This is a genomic window from Paraglaciecola sp. 25GB23A (assembly GCF_040012495.1).
Classification (GTDB): domain Bacteria; phylum Pseudomonadota; class Gammaproteobacteria; order Enterobacterales; family Alteromonadaceae; genus Paraglaciecola.
Genome location: NZ_JBDYKM010000042.1, coordinates 1 through 12,471, shown reverse-complemented (window position 1 = coordinate 12,471; position 12,471 = coordinate 1). Strand labels below are relative to the sequence as shown.

General features: G+C 43.3%; 10 protein-coding genes and 1 pseudogene. 5 read left to right on the top strand and 6 right to left on the bottom strand.

The window, feature by feature from the left end:
• Nucleotides 1-426: 426 nt before the first annotated feature.
• A complete protein-coding gene (locus ABKW31_RS22270) occupies nt 427-3,630 on the bottom strand; it encodes a PAS domain S-box protein (RefSeq protein WP_348618913.1) in 3,204 nt (1,067 codons plus the stop codon).
• 381 nt (nt 3,631-4,011) lie between these two features.
• Between ABKW31_RS22270 and ABKW31_RS22265 the strand changes: the two genes are divergently transcribed.
• Together ABKW31_RS22265 and ABKW31_RS22260 are read left to right on the top strand one after the other, a co-directional pair.
• A complete protein-coding gene (locus ABKW31_RS22265) occupies nt 4,012-4,890 on the top strand; it encodes a tyrosine-type recombinase/integrase (protein ID WP_348618912.1) in 879 nt (292 codons plus the stop codon).
• 10 nt (nt 4,891-4,900) lie between these two features.
• Nucleotides 4,901-5,887, top strand: a pseudogene (locus ABKW31_RS22260) (IS91 family transposase); the annotation flags it as partial.
• A 909-nt stretch (nt 5,888-6,796) separates the two neighbouring features.
• Here ABKW31_RS22260 and ABKW31_RS22255 read toward each other — a convergent pair.
• The 3 genes from ABKW31_RS22255 to ABKW31_RS22245 form a co-directional block, all read right to left on the bottom strand.
• Nucleotides 6,797-7,477 (bottom strand): type 1 glutamine amidotransferase domain-containing protein, encoded by a 681-nt coding sequence (locus ABKW31_RS22255; RefSeq protein WP_348618911.1) that lies wholly within the window; start codon nt 7,475-7,477, stop codon nt 6,797-6,799.
• Nucleotides 7,478-7,581: 104 nt separating this feature from the next.
• The gene (locus ABKW31_RS22250; protein ID WP_348618910.1) at nt 7,582-8,007 is read right to left on the bottom strand and encodes an organic hydroperoxide resistance protein; all 426 of its coding nucleotides are present in this window, start codon (nt 8,005-8,007) and stop codon (nt 7,582-7,584) included.
• A gap of 90 nt (nt 8,008-8,097) precedes the next feature.
• Nucleotides 8,098-8,538, bottom strand: coding sequence for a MarR family transcriptional regulator (locus tag ABKW31_RS22245; protein ID WP_348618909.1), 441 nt, complete (start codon nt 8,536-8,538; stop codon nt 8,098-8,100).
• Between the two features lie 219 nt (nt 8,539-8,757).
• On the opposite strand from ABKW31_RS22245, the gene ABKW31_RS22240 reads away from it, so the two are divergent.
• From ABKW31_RS22240 to ABKW31_RS22230, 3 genes are all read left to right on the top strand, one after another.
• Entirely contained in the window at nt 8,758-9,372 is a 615-nt protein-coding gene (locus ABKW31_RS22240) for a YigZ family protein (RefSeq protein ID WP_348618908.1), read from the top strand.
• A 167-nt stretch (nt 9,373-9,539) separates the two neighbouring features.
• A complete protein-coding gene (locus ABKW31_RS22235) occupies nt 9,540-10,073 on the top strand; it encodes a cytochrome b (RefSeq protein ID WP_348618907.1) in 534 nt (177 codons plus the stop codon).
• Nucleotide 10,074: 1 nt separating this feature from the next.
• Nucleotides 10,075-10,764: a VIT family protein gene (locus ABKW31_RS22230; protein WP_348618906.1), complete on the top strand. Its 690-nt coding sequence runs from the start codon at nt 10,075-10,077 to the stop codon at nt 10,762-10,764.
• 77 nt (nt 10,765-10,841) lie between these two features.
• Here ABKW31_RS22230 and ABKW31_RS22225 read toward each other — a convergent pair whose 3' ends face one another.
• Together ABKW31_RS22225 and ABKW31_RS22220 are read right to left on the bottom strand one after the other, a co-directional pair.
• Nucleotides 10,842-11,834, bottom strand: a complete 993-nt coding sequence (locus ABKW31_RS22225) for a GGDEF domain-containing protein (protein WP_348618905.1) — start codon at nt 11,832-11,834, stop codon at nt 10,842-10,844.
• A 119-nt stretch (nt 11,835-11,953) separates the two neighbouring features.
• Complete coding sequence (locus ABKW31_RS22220) at nt 11,954-12,169, bottom strand: hypothetical protein (RefSeq protein WP_348618904.1); 216 nt, start codon at nt 12,167-12,169, stop codon at nt 11,954-11,956.
• Between the last annotated feature and the right edge of the window lie 302 nt (nt 12,170-12,471).

Here is a 12,471-nt window from a genome sequence, read left to right as displayed (position 1 = left end):
GTGAATATCTATCGTCATTACGAAAATGGTAGTGTTCTTATTTTTGATGAGGTGGAACGTAGTAGCCTTGCAGATTTCACAGAGAAAAAACTTCTAAAAATTAATGATGACTGCTGTGCAGCCATTTTTCTTGATAGTCGAACTTTATTTCATTAGTAAGTAACGTAAATAATAGTTTTTTGTCTTGTACTAGCATATTAAAGTTTGAAACTGGGAATCAATGTTTTAAACTCGAACAACTAAATTGAATCCAATTTTGGTCGGGTTTGTGACATTTGCAGTCGTTGGGCAGAAGTTCTCTGACAGGCAGCTTCGAGCCTAAAAGCGGTCAGTCGAGCGTCAAGCCTGACTGGGAAGTTTGTGACATTTGCAGTCTGCTAATTGTTTAGTCTCACTTTTTAGAGTGAATACCGAATGTTTAAGGATTTAGGTTTCCATTTTGACGCCATTTAACACTTCTGCAATCTTTTGATGTAACGCGTTATTGCCAAAAGGCTTTGCAAGCAAAAGATGTTCTAATCCTTTTATGTTGTCAGGCTCTGTATAGCCCGAAATTAATATTACGGGGATGAAATCCTTGAGCATAGCTACGATATTGTGGCCCTGAATACTGCCTGGCATGACCTCATCAGTGATGATTAGGTCAATGCTTTCTTTGTTGTCCTCTATGAAGGCTATGGCCTCTTCTGGGTTATTAAAGGAGGTAACTTTATGGTCATGTAACTGTAAGAGTGAGGTGGTGACGTTAAGTAAATCAATTTCATCATCAATCAGGACGATGTTTTTAGCTCGCAAGTAGCCCGATTCAGCTCCATGACTGTTTAATTTTTCGGTTATCTGTGGATATGACTCTGGTATCCAAATCGAGAATTTCGTTCCGACACCAGGCTCTGAGTGAAGCGTTAGCCCATAGTTATGTCGCCCAATGAAACCAAGCACCATGGTCAGGCCAAGTCCTGTGCCTTCCTTCGATGAATGGCTTGCAAAAGGCAAAAAGATGTCATCAAATTTATCGTTAGGAATGCCTTCGCCAGTGTCTTCAACTGACAGCACGACATAAGCACTGGACGCTAGAGGTTTACTCACCTCATACTCACCCGCCGCATTGAATTCCTTAGCCTTGTTTACAGCCAGTGAGATACTTCCATGATGATGGATGGCGTTTTTGGCATTGACGACTAAGTTTAAAAGTACGTCCTGAAACTCCAAAATATCGACTGTTTGTGTAATCGCCTCATCAATTTGCCATCGCATGGAAACGTTGTTGGGTACCGATTCTGTAATCATTGCTTTGAAGTCTTGTATCAGCACCTGAATTGAATCCAGTTTTTGTTGCGAATGCGAGTGCTTTGAAGACTTTAACAGCTTAGTGGTTAAGTTACTGGCGCGCTCAGTGGCTTTTTCAATGGCATTGAGAAGTGGGACTAACTGAGGTTGAGTGTTGACCATTTTGGCAATCTCCTGATTTCCAGAGATTATTCCTAATATGTTATTAAAATCATGGGCAATGCCCATAGATAGCTGACTCATCATTTCAAGTCGCTGCATTTTTACTATCGTTTCATGCTGCTCTTTTTTTTCAGTAATATCCTGCTGAATCTCAATAAAGTGTTTAATCTCTCCGTGCTCTCGAACGGGTGAAATCTTCAGGTGATTCCAATATGGCTGGCCGCCTTTTCGATAATTCAGTATTTCCACATCGACTTCATTGCCGTCTTCAAGCGTTTGGTTTATTTCTAATGCTGTTGTTTGGCTTGTTTTCTTTCCTTGCAGAAAGGTTTTTAATGAAAAGCCTTTAACTTCGGCCAAAGAATATCCTGTTATCGTGGTAAAGGCCTCGTTCACCCACACAACATCTTTATGTTTGTCTGTGATTACAATACCTGATGTTGTGGCTTGTGACGCCTTAGACAACAAATCACGTTCAGCAGATATGTTTTGAATGTCAGTGACATCCTGAAAGAAGCCATAGATTCTGCGGTTTTCAAGGTCAGCTTTGCCTATTGTGTGAACGCTGCGGAGATTGCCTTTAGCGGTGATGATTTCCAGTAGCAAGTCGAACGGTTCGCCATGCTCGATTATCCGCTGCACCGCCTGTTCGATAGTCGGTCTGGACTCGGCAGTATAAAAATTAACTCCGGTCGCCACTGACGGTTCAGAATCATGATCCAGTTCATGGATGCGGTATACCTCTTCAGTCCATGTTTGTTTACCCGAATCAATATCGAACTCCCAGCCACCGACCTTGCCGATCTGTTCGGTTTCTGTGAGTAGTTTCTGGCTCCTTTGTACCGCCAGTTCGCCCTCTTTGCGGTCAGTGATATCAGTAATAAAGCCCCGCAGTTTTATACCAACACCTTCCGAATCGCGCGCAATGACCACGCCGATGACGTTTAGCCAATGAATAGACTGATCGGGATAATGGATCCTAAAATCAAACTTATACTGATCGGGCCCCCCCGGCGCTAATGATCGATTAATGAATAAGTTGCATTTTTCGCGGTCATCAACATGGGTGGCGTCCATAAAGGTATTTACATGCCATTGCCCCACGTCCGTAAGTCCATATAAGTTGTCGTGGTTACTCGAACGTGTCATTGAGTCAGCCACAAGGTCCATTTCCCAGGCTGCAACATTGGCCAATTCTGACGATAGACGCAGCAACTCTTCGCTCTTTATTAATTTTTCTCTTGCTTGTTTTTTTTCAATGGCGATACTTGCCATATTTGCGGTTTGTTCAATTAGGGCAATATCAGCTTCTGTTGGATGATTTATATTGCGATGATAGATAGCGAAAGTACCGAGCACTTTGCCTTTTGAGGAACGTATTGGCTCTGACCAACATGCGCCTAATCCTGCCTCTTTTGCCAGTTCTTTATAGCTTACCCAGTAAGCATGAGTCTGAATATCATCAACAATTACACGCTGGTTAAGAAAGGCAGCGGTTCCGCAGGAGCCAACCCCTTCGCCAATCTCTACGCCATGAATCGCTTCGTTATAAAAATCGGGAAGACTTGATGCTGTGCCGCTTAATAGATGTTTTCCTGTATCGTCTAGTAATAAAACACTACATAACATGGCTGGGTTATCTTGCTCAACAACCTTCACAATGGCATCCAGAATAACTGGCAACGGCTCACCTTTCGTAATTAGCTCTAATACATGAGTGCGGGATCTCTCACGTAATTCGGCTTGTTTACGCTTAGTGATTTCTGTACGAATGCCGACATACTGGAGGGGCTTACCCTTATCATCTAGAGTCGGAACAATCGTCGTAGCAACCCAAAAGTCTTCACCAGTCTTGTTGGTATTCTTAATATCACCATGCCAAGTACGACCACTAGAGATAGTCTTCCACATATTCACGAAAAACGCGTCTGAATGCTCATCAGACTTAACGATCTTGTGGTTTTGGCCCAGTAGCTCTTCACGTTTATAGCCGCTGATGACACAGAACTTGTCATTGACCTCGATGATGTTTCCAGCAACATCAGCGACACTCATAATGGCATGTTCGTCCAGTGCATTTTTCAGAATAGCTAACTCTCTATTGATATTCATATCAATATCAGGTGAGCCTTCTTCAAATTGACTTGATGGAGTATTTTCTTTGTTGTGATCATGCGGCATGTAAATTTACCCTTATGCAATACAATTATTATTAAAGAATGCACGTCAGAAGAAAAGACACTAAATGGTATAAATTAATAATACCCATGAATAATATTTCAAACCAATGCATAAGGATAGTTTGTTTGATTTTTTTCTATAGTTGACTTCAAAAACCCTCTTATTTGTAAAGGTTTATATTGCGGTGCGCAAAATGTCCTATGGCGCACACTTTCCATTCATACCGCACTTTTGATGATAACTTCTGCTCACAGCCAATGGACTAAACCGCTCGCGCGGTAGGGTTGCCGCTTCAACATCGCCAGAAACTGCCAAGATAAGTGATCCGCTTCTAAGCTGAGTAAAGGGCATGTCGCCCTGAACTTACTTTGGAGTATTACTATGACTCAGTTCACTGAAGCTGTTAGTCCCCTTCGTCAGCGCATGATAGATGATATGAACATGCGTAGACTCAGCCCTAAAACCCAAATTGGCTATATCCGTGCGGTAACGAAGCTTGCCACGTATCTCAAACATTCACCTGCATACGCTTCGGCAGAGGAGTTGCGGCAATTTCAGATTGCAATGGCCGAACAAGGTGCCTCAAACATCACTATCAACTCCACCTTATCAGGTTTGCAATTTCTGTTTTGTAAAACCCTCAATCGTCCCGATGTTGTGCAGAAATTGAGTACGGTTCCTACGCCCCGTAAATTGCCTCAGGTACTTAGCTTGGATGAAGTGAAGCGTTTAATTGCATCGGCGCACAATCTTAAGTACCGGACGGCTTTGTCTGTTGCTTATGGGGCTGGATTAAGAGTGAGCGAAGTGGTGGCATTGAAAGTTACTGATGTCGACAGTAAACGTATGGTCTTACGGATTGAACAAGGCAAGGGTAACAAGGACAGGTTGGCCATGTTATCACCGGTGTTACTGGGCTACCTGCGCGATTGGTGGCATTACGCGCATGCTCAGCAGTTGATGTTGAATGGTGGTTGGTTGTTTCCAGGTCAGCAAGCGATTAACCCTATTTCCACACGTCAGTTAAGTCGTGCCTGTAAAGCGGCGGCACACGATGCCGACATTGACAAACGGGTTTCTATGCATACATTACGACACAGCTTCGCCACCCACCTACTGGAAGCCAAGGTGGATATTCGGGTGATACAAACCTTGTTGGGTCACAGTAAGCTGGAAACCACGGCACTGTATGCGCAAGTGGCAACCAAGCTACTGCATGAGGTGGTGAGTCCGCTCGATGCGCTGAAGTTAACTCATTGAGTAGCATGATATGCCTCGCCCCTCACTTGAGGTGGCTGATGTCTTTCGGTTTTATGGTGAGCAATACAAGGCAGTACAGCAAGGACATCTGAGCCTCAATCAACTTAAAGTGATGTCGGCCATTACACGTTGTCGAAGTGCACAACTGGGTGGTCATCAATTGCATTGCCCGCAATGTAATACCAACCTTATCGCCTACAATTCATGTCGTAATCGACATTGCCCCAAGTGCCAGTCATCCGCGGCTAAACGCTGGTTGAGTGCACGCCAAACGCAACTGATACCGGTGGATTACTATCATGTGGTGTTTACCTTGCCTGCTGCCATTCGCCAGTTAGCGTTTTATAACAAAGCTGAACTGTATGGATTGTTGTTTAGCGCTGCCTCACAAACGCTGGCAACCATTGCTCAAGACCCCAAACACTTAGGTGCGGATATTGGGACAACAATGGTATTGCATACGTGGGGTTCAGCGATGACACACCATCCGCATGTGCATTGCATCATGCCTGGCGGCGGGATAAGTACAGACAAGCAGCAGTGGCAAGCGTGTAAAAAGGGCTTCTTTTTACCGGTGAAGGTCTTGTCGCGTTTGTTTCGTCGGTTGTTTGTGACGGGACTGCGACAGCGATTTGCTGAGCGGCGTTTGCAGTTTCATGGTGAATTGGATGGGCTGAGTTAGTCTGTCCCATTCGACACGTGGTGCGCCGAGCAACAACATCGAGAGTGGGTGGTGTATGCAAAACGACCGTTTGCTGGCCCTGAAGCCGTGCTCGCTTGCTTGTCCAGATACACGCATCGCGTGGCAATCGCTAACAGTCGACTACGGGAAATCAACGACCAATACGTCAGCTTTACCTACAAAGACTATCGACTCAAAGGGCGTACGAAGCACAAAGAGATGCAATTGGATACGCACGAGTTTATCCGCCGGTTTATGCTGCATGTGCTGCCATCTGGATTTCATCGCATACGGCATTACGGATTGCTTGCCAGTCACGCTAAATTAGCACTCGCCAGACAGTTACTGAATGCGCCTGCACCTGATGTTACGCCCACATTGGCCCCCTTGCTGATGAGATTGCTCCGTTTCATTGTCGTCAGTGCAAACAACCCATGGTGATAGTCGCGATAACATTGCCCGTATATTTACCCAGAGCACCGCCAAACAGGCGCTATAAAACGGAAACTAACACACTATCAACTCAGTATTAATATCATCGTCAAAACGCGGTGAGAGAAGCGCTAGGCTTGAAAGTATAAAATCCGTGAAATCATGGCAATTGAAGAAACAAAAAAGGAAGAAATAGGCAGTAAAGATGAAGAAAACCCGAATATCACGCGTTCGAAAAAACATATGCCGCAAAGAGCCGGCAACTATCCGTCGACCCACCAACGAAATCCCCATAGCAACGACACATCACAGGTAAACTCCCGCGGTTTCCTCCATTGGATATTATCCGCTAGCTGTCCCAGCCTAGTAGAGTGAATAGTCATTCAGTGTGTCCGACAGCTAACTGATAATCTAAACACAAAGGGTCTATTGAAAGAAAGCCTCCGACAGTCTGCCTTCTTGGGGGAAGCAGACTTTCGGCCAAGTCAGGTCCAACTGCTGCAATTCGCTCAAACCAGCTATTCAGTTCATTAGGCAGGACTGAATTTCAAACATTAATGCACTCCACAAGCGGCTTACAAAAATCGTTAGGCTTTATTATAAAAATCAGAAGATTAATCGAATGAAGTGTAATTAGGGTTAGCACAAGCTTTTGCCTGATGGGGAGAATAGGCTGTTAAAATGCAACCTCGCTCGGCAATGAGCTAAATGAAGGGATTAGTGTATCACAGCCTGATGTGGTCAATAAATAATGGACTAACTCAGTGAAGTATCACTGAGTTAGTCAGATGATTAGCCTTTTAACGCAGTAATTAGGGCTTTGGCAGTATCTGCAGATGAACCGGGGTTTTGCCCCGTGATTAATAAGCCGTCTGTTACTACGTGTGACTCCCAATCGCCTACTTTGCTGTAGCTAGCACCATTGGCAATAAGCATATCTTCAACCAAGAAAGGTACGATCTTCGTCAGCTCAACTGCGGCTTCTTCGCTATTACTGAAGCCCGTTACTGCTTTACCTTTGACCAGTGGTTGGCCATCGGCATTTTTCACGTGTTTAAGTATACCTGGGGCATGGCAGACTAAGGCAACTGGTTTGTTGCCGCCGATGGCGGTTTCAATTAAGTTGATTGAATTTTTGTCTTCAGCTAAATCCCATAATGGCCCATGACCACCTGGGTAAAAAACTGCATCGTAATCAGCTATTTTCACATCAGCCAGTTTAAGGGTTGCAGCTAGAGCTTGTGTTGCTTCGTTATCAGCTTCAAAGCGATGGGTATCGTCGGTTTGAAACATGGTTTCATTACTTTTTGGATCCAGTGGCGGTTGGCCACCCAAAGGTGATGTCAAGGTTAATTTGGCCCCTGCTTGTTTAAATGCATAATAAGGAGCCGCTAGCTCTTCAAGCCAAAAACCGGTTTTCTGGCCAGTATCGCCAAGTTTATCGTGAGAGGTAAGTACAATTAGTATATTCATTTAGTTTTTGTCCTGTTAACGCTATAAATTTTTGATGCCATCTATCAACATGCTCCTTTGTTTAAAAAGTTTGCTTGTTTTAGCAGGGCACCTTGAGAAATTAATTAAATTACAGTTAGTGTCACATCAATATTGCCGCGCGTCGCATTAGAGTATGGGCAAACGGCATGTGCTTTAGCGACCAGCTCTTCAACCAGTGCTTTATCAAGTCCGGGCGCATTAATGCGCAGTTCTACTTCAATACCGAAGCCAGCGTCTACTGGACCAATCCCCACCAAACCTTCAATTGTTGCTGTAGCTGGGATCGTCACTTTTTGCTTAGAGGCAACCAGTTTTAAGGCGCCTGTAAAACATGCCGCATAACCTGCAGCGAAAAGTTGCTCTGGGTTAGTACCATCACCACCTGCACCACCTAAGCCTTTGGGCGTAGAAAGTTTGATATCAAGTGCTTTGTCAGCAGATACGGCATGACCTTCTCGGCCACCGGTGACTAGAGCTTGTGCCTTATATAATACGTTTTGAATAGACATAAAATTCACTCCTGTTGGTGATTATTTTAAATAGCTGGCTATTATATAGCGCGCTATTTGTTAAGCGTTAAAAAATGCAATCTAGCTGCATTAAATGTTTTTGATTAACTGTTTTCTTAAGTGTTCTAGTTGTTCTTTAAGGCTCATCAAGTCATCTAACTCACATGCCGTGGCGCAGAGTAATTCGTCTGGAACAACACCTGCGTCGATTTTTAATTGCTTGCCCTTAGCCGTTAAACTAACAATAACAAATCTTTCATCGTTAGGGGCTCGATGGCGGGCCAGTAAATTCGCCACCTCCATTCGTTTCAGTAAAGGTGTTAAGGTCGCTGAGTCTAAGAATAAGCGCTCACCAATGGCAGATACACTTTGCTGATCTTTTTCCCAGAGTATTAACATCACTAAGTATTGTGAGTAGGTCAGGCCTAACTTTTTCAATGCTTTGCGATACACCTTGGTCATTGCCAAACTGGTAGAATACAGGGCAAAACACAGCTGATTATCTAATAAAAGCATGTCTGGCTTATTCATTAACAATGACACTTCCTAAAGAGTAACGACGTGCATAATATATAGTGCGCTATTTAATTGCAAGCTATTTAATGTTATGTGTTCAAGGCTATTGGTCACTACTGATGATGTTGCTGAAAAACTAGTAACTCTTTGCCTTTGAATTTGGCTGATTCAGGGTAAGATGGATAGCAGTAAATACAATATTGCGTTTGCACAAAAAAGAGACGCCAAACCATCGTGAGTACAACAAGTTATGCTGTTCCTGAGCAATCCTGGCAAATTGAATTAGAGATTAAACGCAGTAAATTTTTAAGTTTTGTCGCCAACGTGAGTAATCGACAAGACGCTGAAGCTTTTATTCGTTTGTTACGAGAGCAACATCCGCAAGCAAGCCATGTTTGTTGGGCTTATATTGCTGGGCCGCCAAATACCACCGTGCGCTCAATGAGTGACGATGGCGAGCCAAGTGGCACTGCTGGAATGCCTATGCTAAAAGTGCTTCAACACAGCGGTCTAGGCGATGTTGTAGTTGCGGTAGTGCGTTATTTTGGTGGCACCAAGTTGGGCACTGGTGGTTTACAGCGAGCCTATTCTGAAGCCGTGTCTGCAGTATTAAAAGAATTGCCGACTAGGCTAAAAGTGAGTCGTAGCACTTTAAGCTTAGTCTTTGATTATGAATATGATGGCAGCCTTGGACGCTTAATTAATCGTTATGACGTGGCAGACATGCAGGCGAATTACGACCAGCAGGTTACTGTCACATTAGCGATAGCCGATAGCGAATTTCAAGCCTTTTATGATGAGGTCATTGATGTATGCTCGGGCAAAGTTGTTATTGAAACTCCTGATTGAACACTTTGAATATTGTCTAAATACCGGCTTTTTATCTTTTTACACTATGCCTTAAGCTAGCGCTCATTATTTAACGTTATATTAAAAACTATGTTTATAAAACTGTGCTTAAATAGCACTATCAGGCCGCTGCGATTAGCGGACTTTGTTAGTTAACGGGAATTCTCATGAAGCAAACTCAATATTCACCCATTTCGGTGTGGTTACACTGGCTGATGTTAATTTTACTGGCCAGTGTGTACGCCGCGATAGAGTTGCGCGGCATTTTTGAGCGAGGGACTGAAGCACGAGATCTAATGAAAACCGTGCACTACCTCTTAGGTTTGTCGGTCTTTACCTTGGTTTGGCTGAGATTGTTAGCGCGTTTGGTTACACCCACGCCAGACCGCGAGACTTACGGTGCATTTCAGCAATGGTCTTCTAAGCTAATGTTTGTTGCTTTATATACCTTGATGATTGCTATGCCCATGTTGGGCTGGGCTTTAGTTAGCGCTGAAGGCCATATCATCAGTATTTTTTCATTGCACTTACCGCAATTACTTGACGAAAATAAAGAGCTTGCGAGTCAAATTAAAGAAATTCACGAAACTGTAGGTACCGCAGGCTATTTTTTAATTGGTCTTCATGCGACTGCAGGCTTATTTCATCACTTTGTTAAAAAAGACGAAACTCTGCGTCGTATGTTGAGGTTTAAAAGTTAAGATGGATTACAATCATGAACATAAAGCTGAACGCATTGGTTGGATCAGAGCTGTGGTACTTGGGGCGAACGATGGCATTGTTTCTACTGCAGCCTTAATTGTGGGTATTGCCGCCTCTGGTGTGGCAGCTGATCATTTGTTTTTGGTCGGTTTAGCTGCGTTAGTTGCCGGCGCTATGTCGATGGCAGCCGGTGAATATGTATCAGTGAGTTCACAAACTGATATTGAGCAAGCGGAGCTTGCTTTGGAGCAACAACATATCGATGAAAACTGGAACGCCGAAGTACACGAATTGGCCGCTATTTACCGACAGCGCGGTTTAGATAAAGCCTTAGCACTTACCGTAGCCACCAAGTTGATGGAAGTAGACCCATTAGGTAGCCATGCACGAGATGAGTTAGGTATAACAGACTTGTCTCAGGGTAATCCATTACAAGCGGCGTTTTTTTCTGCCTTATCCTTTTCGGCAGGGGCATCATTGCCTTTGCTCACGGTCTTGTTTTTTGAAGCCACCCAACTTATTCCTGCCATTATTGTTATCTCATTAATTTCTTTATGTTTATTAGGCAGTGTTTCAGCCCATATCGGTGGTGCGTCAAAAATCAAAGCTGCAATGCGCGTGCTCGTTTGGGGTAGTTTAGCGATGCTGGTATCGATGGGTGTCGGTCAGTGGTTTGAAGTGGCTGTCTAGACAAGATAAAAAACCGCTATAAAAAAGACCAAGGGGCGGAGTTGAAGCCGCCACCATTGGCCAAGGGATGTTGAGCGTTATAAACTCTGGTTTATTCTGTTTCTACCTTCGGCTTTTGCCCGATAAAGCGCGGTATCTGCAGCACATATCAAAGCTTCTGGAGTGCGGTATTGGCCATTGTGCTCACAGGCGATGCCTTGACTCACACTGATCCTGAAAGTGGCGGGTAAGCCTAAATCACTAAAATTAAGAATATTGATTTGTTGCTGAATACGTTTCGCCACAGCTTCAGCACTTTGCGAATGACTTCGAGGCAAAATAACCGCAAATTCTTCACCACCATAACGAGCCGCTAGCGCATCTCGCGAGGGCAAACACGTGCTGATGGTACGTGCGATGCGCTGCAAGCATTTATCGCCGTTAACGTGGCCAAATTGGTCATTAAAGTGTTTGAAATAGTCCACATCAATTAGAATCAAACTAATGGGTTGTTCATTTATAAAACAATCATTCCAGCTACTATTTAGGGTTTTTTCTAAGTTGAAGCGATTGGCTAAGCCGGTTAAGTGGTCGGTACTAGCTTGCCTACGCAGTTCACTATATTCGGCTTTATGAGTGGTTAAATTGTGAATAACGCCAACAAATAACGGCTCGTTTTCAGTTAAACTTTCAGGTAGACAAGAAATTGATAAATCTGCCTCTAACCAAGTTCCGTCAGCGCGATTTAACAATACTTCTTTGGGACCATGATTAAGCGGCAACTTGTTATTGTCTTGCCAATTAAGAAAAATATACTCGTAATGCTCACGATAGCGGTCATGTAAAAAATGAAACCAAAGTTGACCTGCCAAAGTATCTTGTGAATGACCGAAAAATTTAGCAGCGATAGGATTGATAAATTCAATAACGCCCTTTGCATTAACAATAAAAATTCCCTCTGCTATCACATTAACCATATTAATAAACGATCCCATTTTGGCATTTGACAAGGGGATAGAAAATCGGTCGATAATGTTTTTGTTGTCGTCAAAGCGCTGACTAGCTGACTTTTTACTACTAAAGTTTGGCATCGTTACTTCCTTACCGTTTTGGCTTTATCAAGGAGTGGGTCATTCAATTAATGAAGCCACTCTAATAAAATCACACTGTATTAACCTTCTGGTATTCTTCTTATTTCAAGCGGTTGTTTTTAAACACTATTTTTTAATTTATTAATCGGTGTAGATTTAGTTGGGTGCGTAAAGACAAAATAAAACTTGAGTAAATAGGCAATGATGATGGGTAAGAACGCTACATTTAACGCGATAAAAACCAAGGTCAAGCTTGCGGTAGGTAAACCTATTTGCACAACATAACCGAGCGCGGTGAGTAAACCGATATAAAAAATTAGGATAAGTTTCATCATTGTTCTCCAAAATTCTGCTGAATATTAAGCGAGTAAAAAAGCTAAGTTTTGCTTTCAATTGCTCACACTACTGAGCGAATTAATACAGACGTATTTGGTCTGCTCAATTCGATGATGAGAAGTCTAGATAAATATCGTTGCAGTAACCTTCTGTTAACCTTCTGATTTTATATGCTTGTTTTTATTAGTATTTTTTAATTTTTTGGGTGGTGTTGTATTTGGGGCTGCGGAACTGCGGGGTCAGAGCCGATGATAGGTATTGGCGTATCTTACTAAACAAGTTTGGTGGTTTTAAGTCGAAG

Coding starts and splice junctions, on each gene's coding strand:
- ABKW31_RS22270 (WP_348618913.1), bottom strand. CDS start 3,630: ATGCCGCATGATCACAACAAAGAAAATACTCCATCAAGTCAATTTGAA.
- ABKW31_RS22265 (WP_348618912.1), top strand. CDS start 4,012: ATGACTCAGTTCACTGAAGCTGTTAGTCCCCTTCGTCAGCGCATGATA.
- ABKW31_RS22255 (WP_348618911.1), bottom strand. CDS start 7,477: ATGAATATACTAATTGTACTTACCTCTCACGATAAACTTGGCGATACT.
- ABKW31_RS22250 (WP_348618910.1), bottom strand. CDS start 8,007: ATGTCTATTCAAAACGTATTATATAAGGCACAAGCTCTAGTCACCGGT.
- ABKW31_RS22245 (WP_348618909.1), bottom strand. CDS start 8,538: ATGAATAAGCCAGACATGCTTTTATTAGATAATCAGCTGTGTTTTGCC.
- ABKW31_RS22235 (WP_348618907.1), top strand. CDS start 9,540: ATGAAGCAAACTCAATATTCACCCATTTCGGTGTGGTTACACTGGCTG.
- ABKW31_RS22230 (WP_348618906.1), top strand. CDS start 10,075: ATGGATTACAATCATGAACATAAAGCTGAACGCATTGGTTGGATCAGA.
- ABKW31_RS22225 (WP_348618905.1), bottom strand. CDS start 11,834: ATGCCAAACTTTAGTAGTAAAAAGTCAGCTAGTCAGCGCTTTGACGAC.
- ABKW31_RS22220 (WP_348618904.1), bottom strand. CDS start 12,169: ATGATGAAACTTATCCTAATTTTTTATATCGGTTTACTCACCGCGCTC.